This is a genomic window from Phaeovulum vinaykumarii (assembly GCF_900156695.1).
GTDB classification, from domain to species: Bacteria; Pseudomonadota; Alphaproteobacteria; order Rhodobacterales; family Rhodobacteraceae; genus Bieblia_A; species Bieblia_A vinaykumarii.
The window spans coordinates 46,030-71,280 of record NZ_FTOM01000008.1 but is presented as its reverse complement, the minus strand read 5'-3'; the positions used below and the strand labels follow the sequence as shown (position 1 = coordinate 71,280).

22 protein-coding genes are annotated in these 25,251 nt (G+C 68.7%); 14 read left to right on the top strand and 8 right to left on the bottom strand.

What is annotated here, in order from left to right:
- Positions 1-52: 52 nt before the first annotated feature.
- Positions 53-1,318 (bottom strand): DNA polymerase IV, encoded by a 1,266-nt coding sequence (locus tag BW949_RS13830; protein ID WP_076367246.1) that lies wholly within the window; start codon positions 1,316-1,318, stop codon positions 53-55.
- A 100-nt stretch (positions 1,319-1,418) separates the two neighbouring features.
- On the opposite strand from BW949_RS13830, the gene BW949_RS13825 reads away from it, so the two are divergent.
- Both BW949_RS13825 and BW949_RS13820 read left to right on the top strand, forming a co-directional pair.
- Entirely contained in the window at positions 1,419-2,312 is an 894-nt protein-coding gene (locus tag BW949_RS13825; RefSeq protein ID WP_076367104.1) for an SPFH domain-containing protein, read from the top strand.
- Positions 2,309-2,593, top strand: coding sequence for an NfeD family protein (locus tag BW949_RS13820; protein ID WP_076367102.1), 285 nt, complete (start codon positions 2,309-2,311; stop codon positions 2,591-2,593). Before BW949_RS13825 ends, BW949_RS13820 begins: the two co-directional genes overlap by 4 nt.
- 25 nt (positions 2,594-2,618) lie before the next feature.
- Here the strand turns inward: BW949_RS13820 and pyrF are convergent, their stop codons facing one another.
- On the bottom strand, positions 2,619-3,314 hold the full coding sequence (gene pyrF, locus BW949_RS13815; protein ID WP_076367100.1) for an orotidine-5'-phosphate decarboxylase: 696 nt from the start codon (positions 3,312-3,314) through the stop codon (positions 2,619-2,621).
- 184 nt (positions 3,315-3,498) lie between these two features.
- On the opposite strand from pyrF, the gene clpB reads away from it, so the two are divergent.
- On the top strand, positions 3,499-6,111 hold the full coding sequence (gene clpB, locus BW949_RS13810; RefSeq protein WP_076367098.1) for an ATP-dependent chaperone ClpB: 2,613 nt from the start codon (positions 3,499-3,501) through the stop codon (positions 6,109-6,111).
- 123 nt (positions 6,112-6,234) lie between these two features.
- Here the strand turns inward: clpB and BW949_RS13805 are convergent, their stop codons facing one another.
- Positions 6,235-6,939: a response regulator transcription factor gene (locus BW949_RS13805; RefSeq protein WP_076367096.1), complete on the bottom strand. Its 705-nt coding sequence runs from the start codon at positions 6,937-6,939 to the stop codon at positions 6,235-6,237.
- Complete coding sequence (locus BW949_RS13800; protein WP_076367094.1) at positions 6,936-8,855, bottom strand: hybrid sensor histidine kinase/response regulator; 1,920 nt, start codon at positions 8,853-8,855, stop codon at positions 6,936-6,938. The genes BW949_RS13805 and BW949_RS13800 overlap by 4 nt, the downstream gene beginning before the upstream one ends.
- 260 nt (positions 8,856-9,115) lie before the next feature.
- Here BW949_RS13800 and BW949_RS13795 point away from each other — a divergent pair, with 260 nt between their 5' ends.
- The 8 genes from BW949_RS13795 to BW949_RS13760 all read left to right on the top strand — a co-directional run bounded on the left by BW949_RS13795 (position 9,116) and on the right by BW949_RS13760 (position 18,925).
- Positions 9,116-11,083, top strand: a complete 1,968-nt coding sequence (locus BW949_RS13795; RefSeq protein WP_076367092.1) for a long-chain fatty acid--CoA ligase — start codon at positions 9,116-9,118, stop codon at positions 11,081-11,083.
- On the top strand, positions 11,080-11,898 hold the full coding sequence (locus BW949_RS13790) for an ABC transporter ATP-binding protein (protein ID WP_076367090.1): 819 nt from the start codon (positions 11,080-11,082) through the stop codon (positions 11,896-11,898). The genes BW949_RS13795 and BW949_RS13790 overlap by 4 nt, the downstream gene beginning before the upstream one ends.
- 10 nt (positions 11,899-11,908) lie before the next feature.
- Entirely contained in the window at positions 11,909-12,895 is a 987-nt protein-coding gene (locus BW949_RS13785; RefSeq protein WP_076367088.1) for a branched-chain amino acid ABC transporter permease, read from the top strand.
- Between the two features lie 12 nt (positions 12,896-12,907).
- Complete coding sequence (locus BW949_RS13780) at positions 12,908-13,984, top strand: branched-chain amino acid ABC transporter permease (protein WP_076367086.1); 1,077 nt, start codon at positions 12,908-12,910, stop codon at positions 13,982-13,984.
- Positions 13,985-14,069: 85 nt separating this feature from the next.
- A complete protein-coding gene (locus BW949_RS13775) occupies positions 14,070-15,353 on the top strand; it encodes an ABC transporter substrate-binding protein (RefSeq protein WP_076367084.1) in 1,284 nt (427 codons plus the stop codon).
- A 91-nt stretch (positions 15,354-15,444) separates the two neighbouring features.
- Positions 15,445-16,281 (top strand): ABC transporter ATP-binding protein, encoded by an 837-nt coding sequence (locus BW949_RS13770; protein ID WP_076367082.1) that lies wholly within the window; start codon positions 15,445-15,447, stop codon positions 16,279-16,281.
- Between the two features lie 45 nt (positions 16,282-16,326).
- Positions 16,327-17,547: a phenylacetate--CoA ligase family protein gene (locus BW949_RS13765; protein ID WP_076367080.1), complete on the top strand. Its 1,221-nt coding sequence runs from the start codon at positions 16,327-16,329 to the stop codon at positions 17,545-17,547.
- A 187-nt stretch (positions 17,548-17,734) separates the two neighbouring features.
- Positions 17,735-18,925, top strand: coding sequence for an NnrS family protein (locus BW949_RS13760; RefSeq protein ID WP_076367078.1), 1,191 nt, complete (start codon positions 17,735-17,737; stop codon positions 18,923-18,925).
- 42 nt (positions 18,926-18,967) lie between these two features.
- Here BW949_RS13760 and BW949_RS13755 read toward each other — a convergent pair whose 3' ends face one another.
- A complete protein-coding gene (locus tag BW949_RS13755; RefSeq protein ID WP_076367076.1) occupies positions 18,968-19,549 on the bottom strand; it encodes a UbiX family flavin prenyltransferase in 582 nt (193 codons plus the stop codon).
- Positions 19,546-21,051, bottom strand: a complete 1,506-nt coding sequence (locus tag BW949_RS13750; protein WP_076367074.1) for a UbiD family decarboxylase — start codon at positions 21,049-21,051, stop codon at positions 19,546-19,548. The genes BW949_RS13755 and BW949_RS13750 overlap by 4 nt, the downstream gene beginning before the upstream one ends.
- Positions 21,052-21,241: 190 nt before the next feature.
- Between BW949_RS13750 and ubiT the strand changes: the two genes are divergently transcribed.
- From ubiT to ubiV, 3 genes are read left to right on the top strand one after another with little or no spacing between them, the layout of a single operon-like run.
- Positions 21,242-21,790, top strand: a complete 549-nt coding sequence (gene ubiT / locus BW949_RS13745; protein ID WP_076367072.1) for a ubiquinone anaerobic biosynthesis accessory factor UbiT — start codon at positions 21,242-21,244, stop codon at positions 21,788-21,790.
- Positions 21,790-22,767: a ubiquinone anaerobic biosynthesis protein UbiU gene (ubiU, locus tag BW949_RS13740; RefSeq protein WP_076367244.1), complete on the top strand. Its 978-nt coding sequence runs from the start codon at positions 21,790-21,792 to the stop codon at positions 22,765-22,767. The genes ubiT and ubiU overlap by 1 nt, the downstream gene beginning before the upstream one ends.
- Before the next feature lie 12 nt (positions 22,768-22,779).
- Positions 22,780-23,685 (top strand): ubiquinone anaerobic biosynthesis protein UbiV, encoded by a 906-nt coding sequence (ubiV, locus tag BW949_RS13735; RefSeq protein WP_076367070.1) that lies wholly within the window; start codon positions 22,780-22,782, stop codon positions 23,683-23,685.
- A 64-nt stretch (positions 23,686-23,749) separates the two neighbouring features.
- Here ubiV and BW949_RS13730 read toward each other — a convergent pair whose 3' ends face one another.
- Both BW949_RS13730 and BW949_RS13725 read right to left on the bottom strand, forming a co-directional pair.
- Positions 23,750-24,346, bottom strand: coding sequence for a phosphatase PAP2 family protein (locus tag BW949_RS13730; protein WP_076367068.1), 597 nt, complete (start codon positions 24,344-24,346; stop codon positions 23,750-23,752).
- Positions 24,343-25,194, bottom strand: coding sequence for an SDR family oxidoreductase (locus tag BW949_RS13725; RefSeq protein ID WP_076367066.1), 852 nt, complete (start codon positions 25,192-25,194; stop codon positions 24,343-24,345). Before BW949_RS13725 ends, BW949_RS13730 begins: the two co-directional genes overlap by 4 nt.
- Positions 25,195-25,251 lie beyond the last annotated feature (57 nt).

Sequence of the window (25,251 nt, the reverse complement as noted above, 5' to 3'; positions counted from 1 at the left end):
CCTTTCGGAGGAGGTGTGGCGGGATGACGCAGGGGGCGCCCGCGGGGGGCGGCTAGTCGCGCTCGGGGCGCCAGCCGCGGCCGGTGGTGATGGCCTGCGCCCCGAACCGCGCGCGGATCGCGTCGCGGGCGCGTTCGGCGCGCGCACGCATCCCCGCCTGCGGGTCCAGCAGATCGCCGGCCGGATCGCCGGTGGCGGGGCCCAGATCCGACATGCCCACACCGATCAGCCGAAAGGGCCCGGTCTCGGGCAGCGCGGCCAGCAGATCGCGCGCGGTGCGGAACATCGTGTCGCCCAGCTGGCTGGGCTCGGCCAGCCGGTGCTGGCGGGTCAACAGGCTGAAATCGGCCCGCCGCAGCTTCAGCGTGACCACGTTCCCGGCCAGATCGCGCGCCTTGAGCCTGTCCGAGACCTTCTCGGACAGGTGCCACAGATGCGCCTCGAGCGCGGCGCGCTCACCGATGTCGGTCTCGAAGGTGGTCTCGTGCGAGACCGACTTGATCGGCTGGCGGGGGTCGACCCGGCGGCTGTCGTGGCCCTGCGCCAGATCCCAGATCCGCGCCCCCGAGGCCCCGAAACGCCCCTGCATCCAGGCGCGATCGCGCGCGCGCACATCGGCCAGCCGGCGCAGCCCCGCCCCGGCCAGCGCGCGGCGGGTGGCCTCGCCCACGCCCCAGATCAGGCTGACGGGCTGGTCGCGCAGGAAGTCCCGGGTTGCGGCCTGCCCGATCACCGAGAAACCGCGCGGCTTGTCGAGATCCGAGGCGATCTTGGCCAGGAACTTGTTGTGCGACAGCCCGACCGAGACGGTCACGCCCAGATCCTGTTCGATCTCGCGCGCAAGACGCGCCAGCAGCACCGCCGGCGGCGCGCCATGCAGCCGCGCGGTCCCGCGCAGGTCCAGAAACGCCTCGTCGAGCGAGAGCGGCTCGACCGCGGGGGTCAGCGCCTCCATCCGCGCGCGGATCTGGCGCGAGACGGCGGCGTAATGGGCCATGCGCGGGCGGATCACCACCGCATCGGGGCAGAGCTTCAGCGCCCGGAACATCGGCATCGCCGAGCGCACGCCCGCGATCCGCGCGACATAGCAGCAGGTGGCCACGACCCCGCGCGCGCCCCCGCCCACGATGACGGGCCGCGCGGCCAGGGCGGGGTCGTCGCGCTTTTCGACGCTGGCATAGAAGGCGTCGCAATCCAGATGCGCGATGCCGAGATCAAGCAATTCGGGGTCATCCACCAGCCGCCGGCCGGCACAGCGCGGACAGCGCGGCGGCCGCGTCTCGAAGGTGGACAGGCAATCTCGGCACAATGCAGGCATCTTTTCCCCCGGATGGCGCAGTTTTCGCATGCCCGCCCATTTTGCGCCATTGTCACCTGTCCTATCCTTGAGCGACGGATCTGGAAACGAGGAGACGGGCATGGACCCGATGAGCGCTTTTCTGGGCGGCGGCGATCTGACGTTGCTGGTTCTGGCGGGGATCGTGATCCTTGCCGTCTTCAAGGGGGTGCGGATCGTTCCGCAATCCGAGAAATACGTGGTCGAACGCTTTGGCCGGCTGCGGTCGGTGCTGGGGCCGGGGATCAACTTCATCGTGCCCTTCCTGGACCGCGTGGCGCATCGCATCTCGGTGCTGGAACGGCAATTGCCGACCAACCGGCAGGATGCGATCACCTCGGACAACGTGCTGGTGGCCGTGGACACGAGCGTCTTCTATCGCATCATCGAACCCGAGAAGTCGGTCTATCGCATCCGCGACGTGGATGCCGCGATCGCCACCACCGTGGCCGGGATCGTGCGCTCGGAAATCGGGCGGATGGAGCTGGATGCGGTGCAATCGAACCGCGCGGCGCTGATCGAATCCATCCGCGCGCATCTGGCCAATATCGTGGACGATTGGGGGATCGAGGTGACGCGGGCCGAGATCCTGGACGTGAACCTTGACGAGGCCACGCGCGCGGCGATGCTCCAGCAGCTCAATGCCGAACGCGCCCGGCGCGCGCAGGTCACCGAGGCCGAGGGCAAGAAGCGGTCGGTCGAGCTGGCCGCCGATGCCGAGCTTTATGCCGCCGAACAGCAGGCCAAGGCGCGCCGCATCCTGGCCGAGGCCGAGGCCTATGCCACCGGTGTCGTGGCCGCGGCGATCAAGGAAAACGGTCTTGAAGCGGCGCAATATCAGGTGGCGCTGAAACAGGTCGAGGCCATCGCCAAGGTGGCCGATGGCGCGGGGCGGCAGACCGTGCTGATGCCGACCTCGGCGCTCGAGGCCTTTGGCGATGCGTTTGGCCTGCTCAAGGGGAGGAAGGGCGCATGATCTGGCAGCAGCCGTGGGTCTGGGCCGTGGCCGGGCTGGTGCTGGCGGGCCTCGAGATGGTGATGCCGGGGCAGATCCTGCTGGGCTTCGGCATCGGGGCGCTGGGGGTTGCGGGGCTTCTGTGGGCCGGGGTGTTGGGCCCTTCGCTGCCGGTGGCGCTGGTGGTGCTGGCGCTGGCCTCGGCGCTGGCCTGGGCGGTGCTGCGCCGGGTGATGGGGGTGACGCGGGGCCAGACGCGTATCTGGACCCGCGACATCAACGACGACCACCCCCCGTCCTGACGCCGCCTGGGGGGCAGACGCGCGGTCAGGGCAGTTCGGCCAGGATCGCCTGCGCCGCGGCGCGCGGATCGGCGGCTTGCCAGACCGGGCGGCCCACCACGATATGATCGGCGCCCGCCCCGATCGCGGCGGCCGGCGTCTCGACCCGCTTCTGGTCGCCCAGCGCCGCCCCCGCGGGCCGCACCCCCGGCGTGACGATCAGCTTGCCCGCGGCCTGCGGCAAGGCACGGATCAGCGCCGCCTCGCGCGGGCTGGCGATCACGCCATCGGCGCCGGCCTCGAAGGCGCGCCCGGCGCGTTCCACCACCAGATCGGCCAGATCGCCCGCCCGGATCAGGCTGGCGTCCAGATCCCCGCGATCAAGCGAGGTCAGGATCGTCACCGCCAGGATCTTCGTGGCGCTGCCCGCCGCCCCTTCGCGCGCGGCGCGCACCACATGGGGGTCGCCGTGCACGGTCAGGAAATCCAGATCGAAGCGGGCCAGGCCACGCACCGCCGCCTCGACCGTGGCGCCGATGTCAAAGAGCTTCATGTCCAGGAAGATGCGCTTGTCGTGCTCGTCCTTCAGCTCGCGCGCCAGCGCCAGACCGCCGCCGGTCAGCATGCCAAGCCCGATCTTGTAGAACGACACCGCATCCCCGATCCGCGCGGCCAGCTCCAGCCCGGAATGCGCATCCGGCACGTCCAGTGCCACGATCAGGCGGTCGTCGGTTCGGCTCATCGGGTCATCTCCCTCGCGTGGTCCCCTGTTGCGCCCTTCCCTTGCGCCGAAGGGGCGTGCGGGTCAAGCCTGCCCCCCTCTTGAAGCGGGGCGCCGGCATCGCCACCTTTGCCTCAAGACCCGGAGAAGTGCGTGCCATGACGGGCGCACGAAGCTTCGGGGGCTTCAATGGAAGGAGTAGCCGATGAACCTGGAAAAGTTCACGGAACGGTCGCGCGGTTTCCTGCAATCCGCCCAGACCATTGCGATGCGCGAAGGTCACCAGCGCGTGGTGCCCGAGCATCTTCTCAAGGCCCTGATGGATGACGACCAGGGCCTGTCTGCCAATCTCATCAGCCGGGCCGGGGGCGAGCCCAAGCGCGTGGCCGAGGCAGTGGATGCCGCGGTGGCGCGGCTGCCCAAGGTGTCGGGCGGTGACGGGCAGGTCTATGTCGATACTTCGATGGTGCGCGTGCTCGACGAGGCCGAGAAGCTGGCCAAGAAGGCCGGCGACAGCTTCGTGCCGGTCGAACGGCTGCTGATGGCGCTGGCGATGGTGAACACCCGCGCCAAGGATGCGCTGGATGCCGGCGCGGTGACTGCGCAAAAGCTCAACGCGGCGGTGAACGACATCCGCAAGGGCCGCACGGCCGACTCGGCCTCGGCCGAGGAAGGCTATGACGCGCTGAAGAAATACGCCCGCGACCTGACCGCCGCCGCCGAGGAAGGCAAGATCGACCCGATCATCGGCCGCGACGAGGAAATCCGGCGCACCATGCAGGTGCTGTCGCGGCGCACCAAGAACAACCCGGTCCTGATCGGGGAACCCGGCGTCGGCAAGACCGCCATCGCCGAGGGGCTGGCGCTGCGCATCATCTCGGGTGACGTGCCCGAGAGCCTGCGCAACAAGCGGCTGCTGGCGCTGGACATGGGCGCGCTGATCGCGGGGGCCAAGTATCGCGGTGAATTCGAGGAACGTCTGAAGGCCATCCTCAAGGAGATCGAGGCCGCCGCCGGCGAGATCATCCTGTTCATCGACGAGATGCACACCCTGGTCGGCGCCGGCAAGTCCGACGGCGCGATGGATGCCGCCAACCTCATCAAGCCGGCGCTGGCGCGGGGCGAATTGCACTGCATCGGGGCGACCACGCTCGATGAATACCGCAAGTATGTCGAGAAGGACGCAGCCCTGGCCCGGCGTTTCCAGCCGGTCTTCGTCGCGGAACCCACCGTCGAGGACACGGTGTCGATCCTGCGCGGCATCAAGGAGAAATACGAGCTTCACCACGGGGTGCGGATCTCGGATTCGGCGCTGGTGGCGGCAGCGACGCTGTCGCATCGCTACATCACCGACCGCTTCCTGCCCGACAAGGCGATCGACCTTGTCGACGAGGCGGCGTCGCGGCTGCGCATGGAAGTGGACAGCAAGCCCGAGGAGCTGGACGCGCTGGATCGGCAGATCCTCCAGATGCAGATCGAGGCCGAGGCCCTGCGCAAGGAAGACGATGCGGCCTCGCAGGACCGTCTCGAGACGCTCGAGAAGGAACTGGCCGACCTGCAACAGCGTTCGGCCGAGATGACGGCGCGCTGGCAGGGCGAACGCGACCGGCTGGATGCCGCGCGCACGATCAAGGAGCAGCTCGACCGGGCGCGCGCCGAGCTTGAGGCCGCCAAGCGCGAGGGCAACTTCGGCCGCGCCGGCGAATTGCAATATGGCCGCATCCCCGAGCTGGAGAAGAAGCTGGCCGAGGCCGAGAAGGAACCCGACGGCCTGATGGTCGAGGAAGCCGTGCGCCCCGAGCAGATCGCCGAGGTGGTGGAACGCTGGACCGGCATTCCGACGTCGAAGATGCTGGAGGGCGAGCGTGAGAAGCTCCTCAAGATGGAGGAGGAGCTTCACAAGCGCGTCGTCGGTCAGGCGGCGGCGGTCAAGGCGGTGGCCAATGCCGTGCGCCGGGCGCGTGCGGGGCTCAACGACGAGAACCGCCCGCTGGGCAGCTTCCTGTTCCTGGGGCCGACCGGCGTCGGCAAGACCGAGCTGACGAAGGCGGTGGCCGAATATCTCTTTGACGACGACCAGGCGATGGTGCGCATCGACATGTCGGAATTCATGGAGAAACATGCCGTCGCCCGGCTGATCGGGGCGCCGCCCGGCTATGTCGGCTATGACGAGGGGGGCGTTCTGACCGAGGCCGTCCGCCGCAGGCCCTATCAGGTGCTTCTGTTCGACGAGGTCGAGAAGGCGCACCCGGATGTCTTCAACGTGCTGTTGCAGGTGCTTGACGACGGGGTGCTGACCGACGGGCAGGGGCGCACGGTCGACTTCAAGCAGACGCTGATCGTGCTGACCTCGAACCTGGGCAGCCAGGCGCTGAGCCAGCTGCCCGAGGGCACCGACAGCGCCGCGGCCCGTGCCGAGGTGATGGAGGCGGTGCGGATGCATTTCCGCCCCGAATTCCTGAACCGTCTGGATGAGACGATCATCTTCGACCGGCTCACGCGGGCCGATATGGACGGGATCGTCACGATCCAGCTCAAGCGGCTGGAAAAACGGCTGGCGGCGCGCAAGATCGCGCTGGAGCTTGATGACGACGCCCGCAAGTGGCTGGCCGACGAGGGCTATGATCCGGTCTTCGGGGCGCGCCCGCTCAAGCGGGTGATCCAGCGCAACATCCAGGACCCGCTGGCCGAGATGATCCTTTCGGGCGGGCTCAAGGATGGCGAGGTGCTGACGGTCGGCGCCGATCTGGGCGGGCTCACGCTCAACGGCCGGCCGGTTGCGGCCGCGGCCGAACGCGAAGGGGCGCCGGTGCACTGAGCCCCGCGCGCACCGCGCGATGAAGATCGTGTCGAGAAAAAGGGGCCGGGGGCGGGCGACCGCTTCCGGCCCTTTCAACTGCCGGGCGCAGATCCGGGCCCCGGCTCAGCTCCAGGTCGGGGCTCAGTTCCAGCTCACGTCGCCCAGGAAGATATAGCCCGCGCCGTAGATCGTCTTGATCAGGCGGGGGTTCTTGGGGTCTTCGCCCAGCTTGGTGCGCAACCGCGAGATGCGCACATCCATCGCCCGGTCGAAGCTTTCGCCCGCGCCGCCGCCCAGCGCCTCTTGCATCTGCGCGCGCGAGATCAGGCGTTTCGGGCTGTCGAGAAACAGGCGCAGCACCTCGCCCTCGGCATGGGAAAAGGGGGTTTCGGTCCCGTCGGGCGCGATCAGCACATAGCGGTCGAATTCGGCCACCCAATCGGCGAAACGCGCGCGTTGCAGGCTGGGCGCGGCCTCGGTGCGGCCCTTGCGCAGCCGGGCGCGGATGCGGGCCACCACCTCGGCGGGATCAAAGGGCTTGATGATGTAATCGTCGGCGCCCAGTTCGAGGCCGGTCACCCGGTCCTGCACCTGCGCGCGCCCCGAGATGATGATGATCGCCGCCCCCGATTCGAGCGCCAGCCGATGCACCAGCGCCAGCCCGTCGCGGTCGGGCAGGCCCAGATCCACCAGACAGACATCGGGGGCCGAGCGCTTGAGCCCCACCTCGAACTCGCCCGCCCGCGCATAGGCGGTGGTGCGGAACCCCGCTTCCTCGAGCGCATCCGACAGCATCCGCCGGATTTCGGGTTCATCGTCGAGAATGGCGATATGGGGGGCTTTCAACGATTGGCTCCGGCGGCAAGAAGGCTGGCCAGCTCGGCCGGCCCGAAGGGTTTCGAGATCACCGGGCAGGGCGCCCGCGCGCGCAGCGGATGCCCCGCCGGCAGCGAGGTCATCAGCCCGCGCCCGCAGGCGATGCCGCCGGCCTCGAGCGCCTCGAGAAGGGTCAGCCCGGTCAGCCCGCCGGCAAGCTGGATGTCGGACAGAACAAAGCCCGGATTGGCGACGGCCGCAAGGTCCAGCGCCTCGGCGGCCGAGGTGGTCTCGAGCACGGAATGCCCCATCTCGCACAGCATCTCGCGCACGTTCTGGCGGATGTCCTCGTTGTCCTCGACCAGCAGCACCAGCATTTCGGGGGGCGGCGGTTCGGCCGGGCGCAGCGGCAGGCGCAAGGTCACCTCGGCGCCGCCGCCGGGGGCATTGGCCAGGCTGACGGTGCCACCGGCCAGCTTGGTCTGGTCATAGACCATCGACAGCCCCAGCCCCGAGCCCTCGCCGCCCTTGGTGGTGAAGAACGGATCCAGCGCGTGGTCCAGCGCCTCGGGGGAAAACCCCGGCCCGCTGTCGGCGACGGCGATCTCGACCCAGGTGTCGCGCACCGGATGCGCGGCGATGGTGATCGCGCCGCGCCCGGCCATCGCGTCGCGCGCGTTCAGCATCAGGTTCAGCAGGCTGTCCTGAAGCGGGCCGGGGTCCAGCAGAAGCGGGCCGTCCAGCCCCTGCACGTCCTGGCGCACCTGCACCCCGTCGCCCAGCGTCGGTGCCGCCATCGCCACCAGATCGGCCAGGAAGGCGCGCAGATCGGTGGGCTGGGGGCGCAGCGCCCGCGGCCCGGAAATCGCCGCGATCCGGTCCAGCAGCGTGCCGCCGCGCCGCGCCGCGGCCAGGGTCGCGCGCACCAGTTCCAGCGCCTCGGGGCCCAGGCCGGGGCTGCGCTCGAGCCGCCCCTGAAGCCCCAGGATGATGGTCAGCAGATTGGCGAAATCATGCGCCAGCCCCGAGGTGAGCTGCGCGGCCAGCTCGCGCTTGGCGCTCTGGGCCAGGGCCGCGCGGGCCTGGGCCTCGCCGGTGACATCGGTTGACAGGATATAGACGCCGTTCACCGCCCCCTCGCCCACCCGGTCCGGGGTCAGCGCGATGCGGATGCGCCGCCCCGAGGGCGTGTGGCTGATCTCGATCACGTTGGCCTCGCCCTCCAGCGCGCGGCGCAGGCCCGGTTCGATCCGGTGGAAGGTGTCCGCGCCCAGGGCCTCGATCGCGGGCCGGCCGACGATCTCGGACAGCGATCCGGGCATCACCGCCGTGAGCTGGCGGTTGGAATAGGTATAGTGGAAGTCGCGGTCCATATGCGCGATATGGGCCGGCATCATCTCGGTCACCTGCCGGGTGCGGGCCTCGATCTCGGTCAGTTCGCGCTTGGCTTCCTCGAGTGCTGCATTGGTCGCGGCCAGTTCGCGGTTGGCCTGCGCCAGACGTTCGGCATGGGCCAGAAGCTGGCTCGACAGCACCTCCGAGCGCGCGTGCAGCAGCGCTTCCTGCGCCTTGATGTCGGTGATGTCGGTATAGACCGTGACCCAGCCGCCCTGCGGCAGCGGCGCGCCCTCGACGGCGATGGTGCGGCCGTTGGCGCGGGTGCGCTCCATGTAATGGGCGCGGAAGGTGCGGGCCTGTTCGACGCGCTCGGCGATCATCGCCTCGGGGTCCGACAGCGGCCCGTATTCGCCGCGCATCACCAGAAAGCGTATCGTGTCCTCGAAGCTGGTGCCGGGCTGGGTCAGCGCGTCGGGCAGGTCGAACATCACCTGATAGGGGCGATTCGCCGCCGCCAGCCGCAGGTCGCTGTCAAAGATCGACAGGGCCTGCTGGATCAGGTTCAGCCCCGCCTGGATCAGCCGTTCGCGTCCGTCGTCATTGCCCATGTGACCGCCCTCCCGCGTCATGGCTAGCACCGCGCGCGCAGGGCCGCCAGCGCCGGAATGCGGCTGAAAGAATTCGTAAGAATTGGGAAAAAATCACGCAAGTTTTTCCCGCGAGCGTGATCCCCGGAGGAGGCGCCGGCTGTCGGGAACCGGAGGAGGACGGAACCCGGCGGCACGCGAGGGGAAGGGTCTGGAGGGGCCCTTCCCCCTTGCGCAGGGCGCGCGCGAGGACGCCGGTCAACGGCGCGAGGGAGGACAACTTGGCCAACCGACATCCGGACGGGGACACCCCCCGGTCCATTCCGGCGCTGCTGGCGCGCAACGTGAAGTTGCATGGCGGCTTGCCGGCTTACCGCGAAAAGGAATTCGGCATCTGGCAGAGCTGGACCTGGGTCCAGGCCGCCGAAGAGATCCGCGCGCTGGCGCTGGGCATGCTGTCGATCGGGGTCGAGCGGGGCGACCACGTCGCCATCATCGGGCGCAACCGGCCGATGCATTACTGGTCGATGGTGGCCGCGCAGATGTGCGGCGCGGTTCCGGTGCCGCTTTACCAGGACGCGGTGGCCGAGGAGATGGCCTATGTGCTGGACCATTGCGGCGCGCGCTTCGTGGTCTGCGGCGATCAGGAACAGGTCGACAAGGTGCTTGAGGTCGAAGATCGCGTGCCCGAGATCAAGCATATCCTTTACACCGACAAGCGCGGGATGCGGAAATACGACCATTCCCGCATGAATGCGCTGTCGGACCTGCAAGCCGAGGGGCGGGCGGGCCATTACCGCTATGACGCGGAACTGGACGCGCGCATGGCCGAGCTGGACTATGACAGCACCTGCGTGATGCTCTATACCTCGGGGACCACGGGCCGGCCCAAGGGCGTGGTGCTGTCGAACCGCAACATCATCGAGACGGCCAAGAATTCCGCCGCCTTCGACAACCTGAACGCGCTCGACGAGGTGCTGGCCTATCTGCCGATGGCCTGGGTGGGCGATTTCATCTTCTCGATCGGGCAGGCGATGTGGACGGGCTTTTGCGTCAATTGCCCCGAAAGCCCCGGCACGATGATGACCGACCTGCGCGAGATCGGGCCGACCTATTTCTTCGCGCCGCCGCGGGTGTTCGAGACCCAGCTGACCAATGTCATGATCCGCATGGAGGACGCCGGCCGCTTCAAGAAGGGCCTGTTCGACCGCTACATGGCGCTGGCCCGCCGCGTCGGCCCGGCCATTCTGGACGGCAAGCCCGTGGGCGTGCTGGACCGGCTGAACTATGCGCTGGGCGGCCTTCTGATCTATGGACCGCTGAAGAACACGCTGGGTTTCTCGCGCATCCGGGTGGGCTATACCGCCGGCGAGGCGATCGGCCCCGAGATCTTCGAATTCTACCGCTCGCTGGGGATCAACCTCAAGCAGCTCTATGGCCAGACCGAGGCCTCGGTGTTCATCACCCAGCAGCCCGACGGCCAGGTGCGTTCGGACACGGTGGGCGTGCCCAGCCCCGGCGTCGAGGTCCGCATCGGCGATAGCGGCGAGGTCTATTACCGAAGCCCCGGCACCTTTGTCGAATATTTCAAGAATGCCGAAAGCACGGCCTCGACCAAGGATCCCGAGGGCTGGGTGGCGACGGGTGACGCGGGCTTCTTCGAGGACGACACCGGCCATCTGCGCATCATCGACCGCGCCAAGGACGTGGGCAAGCTGTCCGACGGGCGGCTGTTCGCGCCCAAATACGTCGAGAACAAGCTCAAGTTCTATCCCGCCATCCTCGAGGCGGTGGTGTTCGGCGCCGGGCGCGACCGCTGCACCGCCTTCATCAACATCGACCTGACGGCGGTGGGCAACTGGGCTGAACGCAACAACATCGCCTATGCCTCGTATCAGGAGCTGGCCGGGCATCCGCAGGTCTATCAGATGATCTCGGAACATGTGGCCGAGGTGAATGCCTCGGTGGCGCGCGATCCGATGCTGTCGGGCTGCCAGGTCCACCGCTTCCTGGTGCTGCACAAGGAACTGGATGCCGACGACGGCGAGCTGACCCGCACCCGCAAGGTGCGCCGCAACATCATCGCCGAGAAATATGCCGATCTGATCGCGGCCCTCTATGACGGGCGCGACAGCATCTACACCGAGACCGAAGTCACCTATGAGGACGGTCGCAAGGGTGCCATCAAGGCCACCTTGCGCATCGCCGACGCCGTGGTGGCCCCCGAGGGAAGGATGGCCGCGGAATGAAGGACATGAGCGAAGGCTACGTCACCGCAGACGGACGCCAGATCGGCGGCGTGCTGATGGAGATGAAGAACATCACCCTGCGCTTCGGCGGCGTGGTGGCGATCAAGGACATCAGCTTCGACATCCGCGACGGCGAGATCCGCGCGATCATCGGCCCGAACGGCGCCGGCAAGTCCTCGATGCTGAACGTCATCTCGGGGTTCTATGTGCCCACCGAAGGCGAGGTCTGGTTCAAGGGCGTGCGCCGCGGGCCGATGAAGCCCTATCAGGTGGCGCGGCTGGGCGTTGCCCGCACCTTCCAGAACATCGCGCTGTTCGACGGGATGACGGTGCTGGACAACATCATGACCGGCCGGCTGACGCGGATGAAGGCGGGGCTTCTGTCACAGGCGCTGTGGTATGGCGCGGCCGAGCGCGAGGAGATCGCGCACCGCGAGAAGGTCGAGCGCATCATCGACTTCCTGGAAATCCAGAATATCCGCAAGACGCCGGTCGGCCGGCTGCCCTATGGCCTCAAGAAGCGGGTCGAGCTGGCCCGGGCGCTGGCCGCCGAGCCCAAGCTTCTGCTGCTCGATGAACCGATGGCGGGCATGAACGTCGAGGAAAAGGAGGACATGTCCCGCTTCATCCTCGACCTGAACGACGAATTCGGCACCACGATCGTTCTGATCGAGCATGACATGGGCGTGGTCATGGACCTGTCCGACCGCGTGGTGGTCATGGATTACGGCCGCAAGATCGGTGACGGGCCGCCCGAGGAGGTGCGCAACAATCAAGATGTGATCGACGCCTATCTCGGCGTGGCGCACGACTAGGGGGGACAGCATGCCGGATCAACTCGTTTATGCGATGGAGGTCACGCTCAACGGCCTCATGGCCGGGGTGATGTATTCGCTCGTGGCGCTGGGTTTCGTCCTGATCTTCAAGGCCAGCGGGATCTTCAACTACGCCCAGGGCGTGCTGGCGCTGTTCGCGGCGCTGACGCTGGTGGGCCTGCAACAGGGCCAGGTGCCCTTCGCGCATCTGATCAACGCCGTCTTCGGCACCGATCTGCACCATTTCGGCTGGCACCTGCCGGCGGTGGTGGCGATCGCGCTGACCGCGGGGGTCATGGTGCTGATGGCGATCGCGGTCGAGAAGCTGGTGCTCAAGCATCTGGTCAACCAGGCGCCGATCATCCTGTTCATGGCCACGATCGGGCTGGCCTATTTCCTTGAGGGTTTCGGCGACGTCATGTGGGGCGCCGACATCAAGAAGCTGGACGTGGGCCTGCCGCAGGGCATCTCCGAGACCATCGAGAGCGTGACCGCCGACTGGTTCGGCTATGGCTTCTTCATCGACAATCTCGACATCGTGGCGACGGTCGTGGCCGTGGCCCTGGTGACGGCGCTGACCGTCTTCAGCCAGTATTCCAAGCAGGGCCGGGCGCTGCGTGCGGTGGCCGATGACCACCAGGCGGCGCTGTCGGTCGGCATCAGCCTGCGCTTCATCTGGGTGCTGGTCTGGTCGATCGCGGGCTTCGTGGCGCTGGTCGCGGGGATCATGTGGGGCACCAAGTCGGGGGTGCAATTCTCGCTGTCGCTGATCGCGCTCAAGGCGCTGCCGGTGCTGATGCTGGGCGGCTTCACCTCGATCCCCGGCGCCATCGTCGGCGGGCTCATCATCGGCGTGGGCGAGAAGCTCTTCGAATTCTCCATCGGTCCGATGATCGGCGGCGCCACCGAAAACTGGTTCGCCTACATGCTGGCGCTCCTTTTCCTCGTCTTCCGGCCCCAGGGGCTGTTCGGCGAACGCATCATCGAACGGGTCTGAGGGAGGTCCATCATGCTTTACCGTGAAGCCGGCGATTTCAAGACCACTTACCGCGAGGACAACCAGACCTTCCCGATCCGCTTCGACCGGATCGCCTATTACACCACCGTCGCGGCGGCCTTTGCCGTGGTGCCCTTCTTCATCAACGACTACTGGGCCAATGCGGTCTTCGTGCCCTTCCTGATCTATGCGATCGCGGCGCTGGGGCTGAACATCCTGACCGGGTATGCCGGGCAGGTCAGCTTGGGCACGGGCGGGTTCATGGCGGTGGGGGCCTATGCCTGCTACAAGCTGATGACCGCCTTCCCCGAGATGTCGATGGTGCTCAACGTGCTGCTGGCGGGGCTGGTCACCGCCGGGGTGGGGGTGCTGTTCGGGCTGCCGTCCCTGCGGATCAAGGGGTTCTATCTGGCCGTGGCGACGCTGGCGGCGCAGTTCTTCCTGGTCTGGCTCTTCAACAAGGTGCCGTGGTTCTACAACAACTCGGCCTCGGGCCAGATCACCGCGCCCGAACGCACCTTCCTGGGCCAGTTCGTGACCGGCGCGCAGACCTCGGCTTCGGCGAAATACCTGTTCTGCCTGGCCTTCGTCTTCGTGCTGGCGCTGGTGGCGCGCAACCTGACCCGCGGCACCACCGGCCGCAAGTGGATGGCCATCCGCGACATGGACATCGCCGCCGAGATCATCGGGGTGAACCCGCTGACCACCAAGCTGTCGGCCTTTGCGGTCAGCTCGTTCTATATCGGGGTGGCGGGGGCGCTGTTCTTCTCGGTCTATCTGGGCGCGGCCGAGGTGGGCGAATCCTTCGGCATCCAGAAGTCCTTCCTGATCCTGTTCATGGTCATCATCGGCGGGCTGGGGTCGATCTTCGGAAGCTTCGCGGGCGCGGCCTTCCTGGTGCTGCTGCCGGTGCTTCTCAAGAACGTTCTGGTCGGCACGCTGGGATGGCCCACCGACCTGGCCGCCCATATCGAGCTGATGATCGTCGGCGCGCTGATCATCATCTTCCTGATCGTCGAGCCGCACGGGCTGGCGCAGCTGTGGCGCCTGACCAAGGAGAAACTCCGGCTCTGGCCCTTCCCGCACTAGGCGGGGGCCCCCTTTGACGGGGGCCGCCCAAGACGAAGACCGCCCCAAGGCGGCGTGCACACCAACATCTCTGGGAGGAGAATCCATGAAGTCCAAGTTCACGACCGCGGTGGTGACCGCGATCGCGCTGGCGGGCCCGGCGATGGCCGATCTGGTCGTCCCGAACCTGAGCTATCGCACCGGCGCCTATGCGGCGAACGGCATCCCCTATGCCGACGGCTTCAACGACTATTTCACGCTTCTGAACGAGCGCGACGGCGGCATCGGCGGCGAGATCGTGCAGGTGCCCGAATGCGAGACCGCCTATAACACCGAAAAGGGCGTCGAATGCTATGAGTCGACCAAGGGCATGGGTGCGCTGGCCTATAACCCGCTGTCGACCGGCATCACCTATCAGCTGATCCCCAAGGTCACCGCCGACGGCATCACCCTCTACACCCCCGGCTACGGGCGCACCTCGGCGGCCAATGGCTCGGTGTTCGAATGGGTGTTCAACTATCCGGCCAACTACTGGGACGGCGCCTCGGTGGCGATCAAGTATCTTCTGGACGAGAACGGCGGCGATCTGGCCGGCAAGAAGGTCACGCTGCTCTATCACAATTCGGCCTATGGCAAGGAGCCGATCCGCACCCTTCAGGCGCTGTCCGAGAAACACGGCTTCGAGCTGCAGGCGGTGCCGGTCGATCACCCCGGCCAGGAGCAGAAGAGCCAGTGGCTCCAGATCCGTCGTGACAAGCCCGATTACGTGCTGATGTGGGGCTGGGGCGTCATGAACCAGGTCGCCATCCAGGAGGCGGTGAACATCCGCTATCCGATGGATCATTTCATCGGCATCTGGTGGTCGGGCTCGGAAAACGACGTGAAGCCCGCGGGTGACGGCGCCAACGGCTACAAGGCGCTGACCATGCACGGCACCGGGATGGATTACCCGATCTATGCCGACATCCAGAAATATGTCGTCGATGCGGGCAAGGCCGCCGGCGCGGGCGACATGGTCGGCACCGTGCTCTATTCGCGCGGGATGTATGCGGCGATGGTGATCGCCGAGGCCATCCGCAAGGGTCAGGAGATCCACGGCACTTCGGCGGTGAATGCCGCGCAGGTCCGCGACGGGTTCGAGAACCTCGAGATCACCGAGGAGCGCATGGCCGAACTGGGCCTGCCGCAATTCGGTCCGCCCTTCGCGGCCTCGTGCACCGACCACGGTGGCCCCGGCGCGGCGATGATCCAGCAATGGGATGCCGCGGCCGGCACGTGGAATTCGATCACCGGCTTCATCGCGCCCGATGACGCGGTGCTCGACCCGCTGGTGGCCGAGGATTCGGCGGCCTTCGCGGCCGAGAACAACATCACCCCGCGCTGCCAGTAAGCGGCGCGTCTGCCATTCGCACCGCCCGGACCCCCGGGCGGTGCCTTCCGAACCCGGCGCGCATCTGGCGCGCCCATCGCCCGGAGGCCCCATGTTCGACGCCAAGCCCACGCCCGAGACGCAGGTCGAGACGCTGCTCGAGGTCAACAACATCGAGGTGATCTACAATCACGTCATCCTGGTGCTGAAAGGGGTCAGCCTGTCGGTGCCCAAGGGCGGGATCACGGCCCTTCTGGGCGGCAATGGCGCGGGCAAGACCACCACGCTCAAGGCCATTTCCAATCTTCTGAAATCCGAACGCGGCGAGGTCACCAAGGGCTCGATCGTCTATCGCGGCGAGGGCATTCAGGACATGGCGCCCGCCGATCTGGTGCGCAAGGGCGTCATCCAGGTGATGGAGGGGCGGCATTGCTTCGAGCACCTGACCGTCGAGGAGAACCTTCTGACCGGCGCCTATACCCGCACCGACGGCCGCGCCGCCATCGCCGCCGATCTGGAGATGGTCTATGAATATTTCCCCCGCCTGCGCGAGCGGCGGCGTTCGCAGGCGGGCTATACCTCGGGGGGCGAACAGCAGATGGTCGCCATCGGCCGGGCGCTGATGTCGCGCCCCGAGACGATCCTTCTCGACGAGCCCTCGATGGGGCTTGCGCCGCAGCTGGTCGAGCAGATCTTCGAGATCGTCAAGGCCGTGAACGAGAACGAGGGCGTGACCTTCCTTCTGGCCGAGCAGAACACCAATGTCGCGCTGCGCTATGCCCATTACGGCTATATTCTGGAATCGGGCCGCGTGGTGATGGATGGCCCCGCCGCCGCCCTGCGCGAGAACCCCGACGTCAAGGAATTCTATCTCGGCATGTCCGACGAGGGCCGCAAGTCCTTCCGCGAGGTGCGCAGCTATCGCCGCCGCAAGCGCTGGCTGGCCTGAGCCCACGTTCCTTCCCCTTCCGCCGCGCCCCGAGGAGGCCCCGACATGACCCGTCCCTTCGACACCCTCGAGACCCGCAGCGCCGAGCGGCGCGCCGAGGATCTGGCCCGCGCCCTGCCGGTGCAGATCGCGCGGGCGCTGGGCGCGCCGGGGATCGCCGCGCATCTGGGCGATCTGGACCCGACCCGGATCACCACGCTGGCCGATCTGGCGCGGCTGCCGGTGCTGCGCAAGTCCGACCTGGGCGCCGCGCAGAAGCGCCACGCCCCCTTCGGCGGGCTGACCACGCGCGACGCCTCGGGGTTCGAGCATATCTTCCAGAGCCCCGGCCCGATCTACGAACCCGGCTCGACCGCGCCCGATTGGTGGCGGATGGGCCGGTTCCTGCATGCCGCGGGGGTGGGGCCGGGCGATATCGTGCAGAACTGCTTTGGCTATCACCTGACGCCCGCGGGGATGATCTTCGAATCCGGTGCGCGCGCGGTGGGGGCGGCGGTTCTGCCCGCCGGCACCGGCCAGACCGAACTTCAGGTGCGCGCCGCCGCCGACATCGGCACCAGCGTCTATGCCGGCACGCCCGATTTCCTGAAGGTGATCCTCGACAAGGCCGACGAGATGGGCGAGGTGCTCAAGATCTCGCGCGCGGCGGTGGGGGGGGGCGCGCTCTTCCCGTCGCTGCGCGCCGAATACCGCGCCCGCGGCATTGCCTGCCTGCAATGCTATGCCACCGCCGATCTGGGCAATATCGCCTATGAAAGCCCCGCGATGGAGGGGATGATCGTCGACGAGGGCGTGATCGTCGAGATCGTGCGCCCCGGCACCGGCGATCCCGTCCCCGAGGGCGAGGTCGGCGAGGTCGTCGTGACCACGCTCAACCCCGATTACCCGCTGGTGCGCTTTGCCACCGGGGATCTGTCGGCGGTGCTGCCGGGGGTCTCGCCCTGCGGGCGCACCAACATGCGCATCAAGGGCTGGATGGGGCGCGCCGACCAGACCACCAAGATCAAGGGCATGTTCGTGCGCCCCGAGCAGGTGGCCGCCTTCGTCGCCCGCCACCCCGAGGTCGCCCGTGCCCGCGTCGTGGCCGAGCGCGAGGGCGAGATGGACGTGATGCGCGTGCAGGTCGAGACGCCCTCGGCCGAGGCTGCGCCCTACGAGGCCTCGGTGGTCGAGGTGCTCAAGATGAAGGGCCGGGTCGAGATCGTGGCCCCCGGCGCCCTGCCCAATGACGGCAAGGTGATCGAGGACCGCCGCACCTACGGCTGAGGTTTGGCGCGGCGCCGGCCCGCCCTCCTGTCCCTTGGGGGGCGGTGGCCCGGCGCGCGCGCAAGCGGCCCGCCCGTCCAGACCCGGGCGGGCCGCGTTCTGACCGGCGGGGGCGCCCGATCGGATCAGCCCGTTCCGACATGCGGGGGCGCTTGCCCGGCGGCGGGGGACATGGCACAGACCCGCGATGGATATCCGTTCCGCGCTTTTCCCGACCCTGGCCCGGATCACGGCCGAGCCCTTCCGGCTGATGCATCTGGCCGCCGGTCTGGGGGCGTTTCTGGCCATGCTGATCTGGGCCGTGCATCTGGGGGGCCTTGGAATGCCGCTGGCGCTACGGATGCCGGCGGCGCAATGGCATGCGCATGAGCTGGTCTTCGGTTACGGCGGGGCGGTGCTGGCGGGCATCTTCATGGGCGCGCCGCCGCGCGGCCTGTCGCGGCGTGCCTTCGTGCTGATGGCGGCGGGCCTGTGGCTGGCCGGGCGGGCGGCGATCGCGGGTTCGGCGGGGCTGCCGCCGGCGCTGGTCGCCCTGCTCGATCTGGGCTTCGCGCCGCTGGTCGGCGCGCCCATGATCGCGCAGATGCTCCGCCGTCCACGGCTTCAGACGGGCGTCTTCGTGATCATTCTGGGCGTGCATTGGGCGGCCAATCTGGCGGTGCATCTGGACTGGACGGGGTTTGCCCCCGGCCTTGCGCGGGCGGGGTTCCTGGCCGGGATCCTGGCCTGCGGGATGATGAACGCCTGGTTCGGCGGGCGGCTGACGCAGGGTATGGTGCGCAACCGGGTGATGCAGGCCCGCGCGCGTGGGGTGCAGGCGCGGGGCGGGGGGCGCGACCCGCTCTGGGCCGAAGCGGGCGCAGTCGCGGGGCTGGGGCTTGCGGCGGCGGCGGTGCTGGGTCTCCCTTGGGCGGTGGCGCCGCTTCTGACGCTGGCGGGCGTTGCGGTGCTGGCGCGGGTCATTGCCTGGCGGGTGCGCGGCGGGGCCGATGCGATGCTGGCGGCCTTCCTTGCCGCGCATCTGGGGCTGGGGGCCGGTGCACTGCTTTGGGCCGCGGCGCTCTGGGGCGCGCAGGATCTGGTCACGGCGGTGCATCTGATGGCGATCGCGGCGCTCAGCGGCATGTCCATGGCGGTCATGGCGCGCGGCGCGCTGGGCCAGACCGGGCGCGCGCTGGCCGCGCCGCCCCTGCTGGCGGCGGGGTTTGCCGCGCTCTTTGCCGCGGCGGTGCTGCGTGCGGGCGGCGCGATCGGGGCGCCGCTGGCGTTGTGGCTTCTGGCCTGGGCGCTGTGGCTTGGGGCGATGGGCCCGGTCCTGTGCGGCCCGCGCCTGCGGCCTGGCACACCCGGCGCCCGGCCCGTTCCCGAAAGGCGCTGACCCCCCCACGCGCCGGCGGAAGGTCTCAGTTCGCGGGATGCCTCAGTTTCCGGGCGCCTCGGGGCTCCAGGCGCGGGCGCGCGGCGGGGCCAGCCGCAACAGGTCCACCGCCCGCGCAGCGATTTGCGCGGCGATCTCCTCGACCCCCGCGGGGCGCAGGTAGAAGGCCGGGACCGGCGGCAGGATGATGCCGCCCATCTCGGTCACCGCGGTCATGTTGCGAAGATGCGCCAGCGTCAGCGGCGCCTCGCGCGCGATCAGGATCAGCGGCCGGCGCTCCTTGAGCTGGACCGAGGCCGCCCGCGTCAGCAGGTTGTCGTCAAGCCCATGCGCGATGGCCGCGACCGAGCGCATCGAGCAGGGCGCCACGATCATCCCCGCCACCCGCGCCGAGCCCGAAGCCACCGCCGCGCCGACATCGCGCACCGGCAGCGTCCGCGTCACCAGCGCCGTCAGATCGGCGCGCGCGCCGGGGCCGATTTCCTCGAGCAGGGTGCGTTCCCCCGCGGGCGAGATCACCAGGTCGATCTCGGCGCCCATCTCGGCCAGCATGCGCGCACAGGCCAGCGAGAGCACCGCCCCCGACGCCCCCGAGACCCCCAGCACCACCCGCGGCGCGGTCATTTCAGCCCCGGCAGGCGGCGCGCGATCAGATCGGCGGCAAAGTCGCGGTCGCCCGGATCGAGCGCCATGACCTGGCCCCATTCGCGCGTGGTCTCGGCGCCGATCTTGTTGGTGGCGTCGATGCCCAGCTTGCCGGCCAGCCCCTCGAGCGGCGAGGCAAAGTCGAGATAATCCATCGGCGTGCGGTCCACGACCATCACGTCGCGGCCGGGGTCCATGCGCGTGGCCAGCGCCCAGGCGATGTCGTCCCAGTTGCGCACGTCGATGTCGTCATCCACCACCACCACGAACTTGGTATAGGAGAATTGCGCCAGCATCCCCCACAGCGCCATCATCACCCGCCGGCCCTGCCCGGCATAGCGCTTGCGGATCGACACCACCGCCATGCGGTAGGAACAGGCCGCCGGCGGCAGCCACATGTCCACGACCTCGGGGATCTGCTGGCGGATCACCGGCAGCGCCAGGTCGTTGAACACCTCGCCGATGATCGAGGGCTCGTCCGGCGGGCGGCCGGTATAGGTGGACAGATAGAGCGGGTCGCGCCGATGGGTGATGGCCGAGACGCGCATGACCGGGAAGGGCTCGACCGAATTGTAATAGCCGGTGTGATCGCCAAAGGGGCCCTCGTCGGCGGTCTCGCCGGGGTGGATCCAGCCCTCGAGGACCATCTCCGCCTCGGCCGGGACCAGAAGCGGCACGGTCTTCGCCGGCACCAGATGCGCGCGTTCGCCCCGCAGCACGCCGGAGAAGGTCAGCTCCGACACGCCCTCGGGCAGGGGCAGCGCCGCGGCCAGAAGCGTGGCGGGATCGGCGCCCAGCACCACGGCCACGGGCATGGGTTCGTTGGCCTGCGCCCAGGTGCGGTGATGCGCGGCCCCGCCCCGATGCGCCAGCCAGCGCATGATGATGCGGTCGCGGCCGATGACCTGCGCGCGATAGACGCCCAGGTTATAGCGCGCGGCGGCGTCGGCTTCGGTGCCATGGGCGCGGGTGATGACGGTGGTCCAGGTCAGCAGCGGGCCGGCATCGCCCGGCCAGGGCGTCTGCACGGGAATGCGGGTCATGTCGACCGCGTCGCCCTCCAGAACCACCTCCTGCACCGGGCCTGTCTTCGACATCTTGGGCCGGGTGGACAGCGCCGCCTTGAGCATGGGCCAGCGCGACATCGCATCGCGCATGCCCTCGACCGGGGCGGGCGCGCGCAGCGAGGCCAGGAATTCGCCGAATTCGGACACCCGGTCGAGCGGCAGCCCCAGGCCCGCGGCCACGCGTTCGGTCGTGCCGAAGACATTGGTCACCACGGGAATCGACGAACGGGTGCCATCGGCCAGGATCGGGGCGTCGAAACGCAGCACCGGACCCGACCGGCGCAACACGGCATCGTGAACGGCGGTCATCTGGTGAACGACGCGCACCGGGTCGGGAAGGGTGCTCAGTTCCCCCCGGCCCTTCGACCAGTCCAGGAAGCTGCGCAGGCTGGGGAAGACGGGCAGTTTGCGCATGTCGAGCCTTTCACAGGGAAAATCGGCGCTTGGCCATCGCCGCGGGATAGCAGGGCGCCCCCGGCGATGGTTTGACCTCGATCAAGTTGCCGCATTGGCATTGTCGCTAAACCGGCGCAATCAGGACCGTCCCTTGCTGCTCCGCGTATCCCCGCGGGGTTTTCGGGATGCCTGCGGAAAGGACACGTCAATGGCCGATCACGCCCCTTCGATCCCGCGCTTGCCCCGCCTTGTGGGTGCGGCGATGCGCCCCTTGCCGCTGATGCCGGTCAGCATCGCGCTGTCGGCGCTGTCGCGCCGTATCGCCAAGCGCCATGCAAGCATGTTCCGGCGGCTGGGCGAACATGGCAACAAGCGGTTCGCGCTGGACCCGACCGACCTGCCGATGGTGTTCCTGATGGACCTGCGCGGCGGCAAGGTGCGGCTGTCGGCCCACCGGACGGCGCCGCCGTCGGATGCGCGCATCGCCGGTCCCATGGCGGGGTTCCTGGGCATGATGCACGGCGCCTATGACGGCGACGCGCTCTTCTTCTCGCGCGATCTGGTGGTGGAGGGGGATACCTCCGCCGTGGTCGCGCTTCGCAACGCCATCGACGACGCCGAACTGGACCTGACCGAGGAACTGGCCGAGATGGCCGGTCCGATGCGCGGGTTCCTGCGGGCCGCGATCGCGCAGGCTGAGAAACAGTCGGGCGTGGTGCTGCATCGGGTCGATACGCTGGCAGGAGGCTGGACATGATGGAACTGGTCTGCCCGGCGGGAACCCCCGCCGCGTTGCGCGCCGCGGTCGAGGCCGGCGCGCATTCGGTCTATTGCGGGTTCTCGGACGAGACCAACGCGCGCAATTTTCCGGGGCTGAACTTCTCGACCGAGGAACTGACCGAGGCCGTGGCCGGCGCGCACAAGCGCGGCGCCAAGGTGCTGGTCGCGCTGAACACATTTCCGCGCGCGGGCGGTGAAAAGCTGTGGCATCAGCGCCTGGCCGATGCCGAGGCCGCGGGCGCCGATGCCGTGATCCTGGCCGATGTGGGCCTGCTGGACTACGCCGCGACGCATCACCCGCGTCTGCGCCGGCACCTGTCGGTGCAGGCCGCCGCCGCCAACCCCGATGCGATCAACTTCTACGCCGAGACCTTTGACGTGAAGCGCGTGGTGCTGCCGCGGGTGCTGACGGTTCAGGAGATCGCCGAGATCAACAAGGAAATCGACGCCGAGACCGAGGTCTTCGTGTTCGGCGGGCTGTGCGTGATGGCCGAGGGGCGCTGCTCGCTGTCGTCCTATGCCACCGGCAAATCGCCCAACATGAACGGCGTCTGCTCGCCGGCAAGCCATGTGGCCTATGCCGAGGAAGGCAACGAACTGGCCGCGCGGCTGGGCGGGTTCACCATCAACCGCACGCCCAAGGACCGGCCCGCGCCCTATCCGACGCTGTGCAAGGGCTGCTTCACCTCCGAGAACCAGACCGGCCATGTCTTCGAAGATCCGGTCAGCCTTGACGCGCGCCACCTGATCCCGGCGCTGGCCAAGGCCGGGGTCACCGCGCTCAAGATCGAGGGGCGGCAGCGCTCGCGCGCCTATGTTGCCGAGGTCGTGCGCACCTTCCGCGCCGCGGTCGAGGCCGTGGAGGAAGGCCGCCCGATGCCCGAAGGCGCGCTGGCGCGTCTGGCCGAGGGGCAGGCCGGCACCGCCGGCGCCTATGCCAAGACCTGGCGATAAGGGGGAAGACACATGGAACTGACCGTCGGACCCAACCTTTTCTTCTGGTCGGCCGCGCAGGTGCGCGACCTTTATGACTCGCTTGTCTCCGCGCCGGTGCAGCGCGTGGTCCTGGGCGAGGTCGTCTGCTCGAAGCGGATGTCGTTCTGGACCGACCAGATCCCGCCCGCGATCGAGAAACTGCAAGCCGGCGGCAAGTCGGTGGCGCTGTCGACGCTGGCGCTGATCACCCTCAAGCGCGAACGCAAGATGGTGGGCGACCTGCTCGAGATGGGCCTGCCGATCGAGGTGGCCGACATTGCCGCGCTGCGCCTGATCCCCGAGGGCACCGAGCTGTGGATCAGCCCGCTGGTCAATGTCTACAACGAAGGCACGCTGCGCTGGATGGCCAAACGCGGCGCCACGCGGATCTGCCTGCCGCCCGAGATGCCGGTTGAATCGATCGCCACGCTGGCGCGTGCGGGCGCCGAGGAAGGCGTCGCCATCGAGGTCTGGGGCCACGGCCGTCTGCCGCTGGCGATTTCGGGGCGGTGCTATCACGCGCGCCTGCATGACCGCGCCAAGGACAATTGCCAGTTCGTCTGCGGCGAGGATCTGGACGGCCGCGAGGTCGACACGCTGGATGGTCAGCCGTTCCTGGCGGTCAACGGGGTGCAGACGCTTTCGGCCAGCACCGCCTGCATGGCCCATCAGATCGAAGCGCTGCGCGAGGCCGGCGTTCAGGCGCTGCGCCTGTCGCCGCAAACCGGGCATTTCGCCGATCTCTGCCAGGGCTATGCCGACCGGATTGCCGGGCGCATCTCGGGCGACGAACTGGTTGCCCAGCTTTTGCCCGAAGCGCCGGGCGGGCGGTTCTCGGACGGGTTCCTGCATGGCGAGGCCGGGGCCGAATGGTCGGGGCGCACCGCCGCCGAATGACACGCGCGCCGGATGTGGCGCCTTTGGAATGACGGATGCGGCGTCGGGGCTTCCCCGGCGCCGTTCACGTTTCGGGGGGGCACATTTTGGGGGGGCACGTTTCGGAGGGGGCGGCCCTGCGGTTGCGGCGCCAGGCCCAGGCGCGCACCAGCAGCCGGCGCGGCGCGCGGCCCTTGCCGAAGGCCAGCGCGCACAGGATCCCCCAGATCGCCCCGGCCATCACCTGCCAGATGTCATGCCAGCCCGTGGCGATGCGCGAGGCCCCGGTATAGCCCGCCGCCAGCGCGATGGCCGTCTGCACGACCGGCTGGCGCTTGACGCAGGAGGTCATCAGATTCGCCGCGCCAAAGGTGGCGGTGGCGGTATGGCCCGAGGGAAAGCCCTCGTAGCCGCCGCGCGGGCGGGCGTTCAGCGGCGTCTCGCCCAGGGCGCGCTTGGTGCCGTGCAGCCCCACGAACATCACCGCATAGCGCCCGGCATATTCCAGCGCGCCGCCGTTCGTGGCCTCGCAGGCCAGCGCCAGAACCGGCAGCGCGATCTGGTAATTGTCGCCCCAATGTTCGACCGTGCGCGGATCGGTGCGCAGCCCCACCACGACCAGCGCCCCCAGCACCAGCCAGCCGCGCCAGCGATGCGCGATGACCGCCCGCAGCCGCCTCATGCGCCGGTTTCCGCCCGCAGGACCGCCGCCAGCCCCGCGCGGTAGTCGGGGTGGATCAGCGTCACGCCCAGTTCGGACTTGATCCGGTCGTTGCGCACGCGTTTCGATTCCGAATAGAAGCTGCGCGCCATCGGCGGCAGGTTCACCGCCTCCCACGACACCGCCGGCGGCACCGGCAACCGCAGCAGCGCCGCGGCATGGGCGATGATGTCCTCGGGGGGGGCGGGGTCGTCGTCGCAGACATTGTAGACGCGCCCCGGATCGGGCCGCGCGATCGAGGCCGCCAGCACCTGCGCGATGTCATCGACATGCACGCGCGAAAAGACCTGGCCGGGTTTCACGATCCGCCTTGCGGTGCCGTTGCGGACCTTCTCGAAGGGGCCGCGGCCTGGGCCGTAGATGCCGGCCAGCCGGAAGATGTGCAGCGGAAGGCCCGTCGCGCGCCAGTCGGCTTCGGCCTGCACGCGGGCGCGGCCGCGCTCGGTGCCGGGCGTCAGGGGGCTGTCCTCGTCGACCCAGCCGCCCTTGCGGTCGCCATAGACGCCGGTGGTCGAGAGATATCCCACCCATTCCAGGTGGTTGGTCCCGCGCAGATCCGCGGCCAGCGCCTCCAGGACGGGATCGCCCGCCGCGTCCGGCGCGACCGAGCTGAGCAGATGCGTGGCCTCGGCCAGCGCCGGACGCAGGTCTGCGCCGGGCCAGACAAGCGACTCGACCCCTTCGGCGCGCAGGCGCGCGGCCTTTTCGGGGCTGCGGGTGGTGGCAATGATGCGAAAGCCCTGGCCCAGCAGAAGCGGGGCCAACGCCTGGGCGGAATAGCCGTGACCGATGGACAGAAGCGTTTTCATGGGACCGACTATCGAACGGCGCGGGGGGCGGCGGCAAGAGCCAACATTGCGATAACT

Bases quoted from the DNA above. Each gene is read 5' to 3' on its own strand.
- BW949_RS13785 (WP_076367088.1), top strand. From the start codon at position 11,909: ATGCCGGATCAACTCGTTTATGCGATGGAGGTCACGCTCAACGGCCTC.
- BW949_RS13765 (WP_076367080.1), top strand. From the start codon at position 16,327: ATGACCCGTCCCTTCGACACCCTCGAGACCCGCAGCGCCGAGCGGCGC.
- BW949_RS13825 (WP_076367104.1), top strand. From the start codon at position 1,419: ATGGACCCGATGAGCGCTTTTCTGGGCGGCGGCGATCTGACGTTGCTG.
- BW949_RS13790 (WP_076367090.1), top strand. From the start codon at position 11,080: ATGAAGGACATGAGCGAAGGCTACGTCACCGCAGACGGACGCCAGATC.
- ubiT (WP_076367072.1), top strand. From the start codon at position 21,242: ATGGCCGATCACGCCCCTTCGATCCCGCGCTTGCCCCGCCTTGTGGGT.
- clpB (WP_076367098.1), top strand. From the start codon at position 3,499: ATGAACCTGGAAAAGTTCACGGAACGGTCGCGCGGTTTCCTGCAATCC.
- BW949_RS13830 (WP_076367246.1), bottom strand. From the start codon at position 1,318: ATGCCTGCATTGTGCCGAGATTGCCTGTCCACCTTCGAGACGCGGCCG.
- BW949_RS13770 (WP_076367082.1), top strand. From the start codon at position 15,445: ATGTTCGACGCCAAGCCCACGCCCGAGACGCAGGTCGAGACGCTGCTC.
- BW949_RS13755 (WP_076367076.1), bottom strand. From the start codon at position 19,549: ATGACCGCGCCGCGGGTGGTGCTGGGGGTCTCGGGGGCGTCGGGGGCG.
- BW949_RS13730 (WP_076367068.1), bottom strand. From the start codon at position 24,346: ATGAGGCGGCTGCGGGCGGTCATCGCGCATCGCTGGCGCGGCTGGCTG.
- BW949_RS13775 (WP_076367084.1), top strand. From the start codon at position 14,070: ATGAAGTCCAAGTTCACGACCGCGGTGGTGACCGCGATCGCGCTGGCG.
- pyrF (WP_076367100.1), bottom strand. From the start codon at position 3,314: ATGAGCCGAACCGACGACCGCCTGATCGTGGCACTGGACGTGCCGGAT.
- BW949_RS13820 (WP_076367102.1), top strand. From the start codon at position 2,309: ATGATCTGGCAGCAGCCGTGGGTCTGGGCCGTGGCCGGGCTGGTGCTG.
- BW949_RS13725 (WP_076367066.1), bottom strand. From the start codon at position 25,194: ATGAAAACGCTTCTGTCCATCGGTCACGGCTATTCCGCCCAGGCGTTG.
- BW949_RS13760 (WP_076367078.1), top strand. From the start codon at position 17,735: ATGGATATCCGTTCCGCGCTTTTCCCGACCCTGGCCCGGATCACGGCC.
- ubiU (WP_076367244.1), top strand. From the start codon at position 21,790: ATGGAACTGGTCTGCCCGGCGGGAACCCCCGCCGCGTTGCGCGCCGCG.
- ubiV (WP_076367070.1), top strand. From the start codon at position 22,780: ATGGAACTGACCGTCGGACCCAACCTTTTCTTCTGGTCGGCCGCGCAG.
- BW949_RS13800 (WP_076367094.1), bottom strand. From the start codon at position 8,855: ATGGGCAATGACGACGGACGCGAACGGCTGATCCAGGCGGGGCTGAAC.
- BW949_RS13780 (WP_076367086.1), top strand. From the start codon at position 12,908: ATGCTTTACCGTGAAGCCGGCGATTTCAAGACCACTTACCGCGAGGAC.
- BW949_RS13750 (WP_076367074.1), bottom strand. From the start codon at position 21,051: ATGCGCAAACTGCCCGTCTTCCCCAGCCTGCGCAGCTTCCTGGACTGG.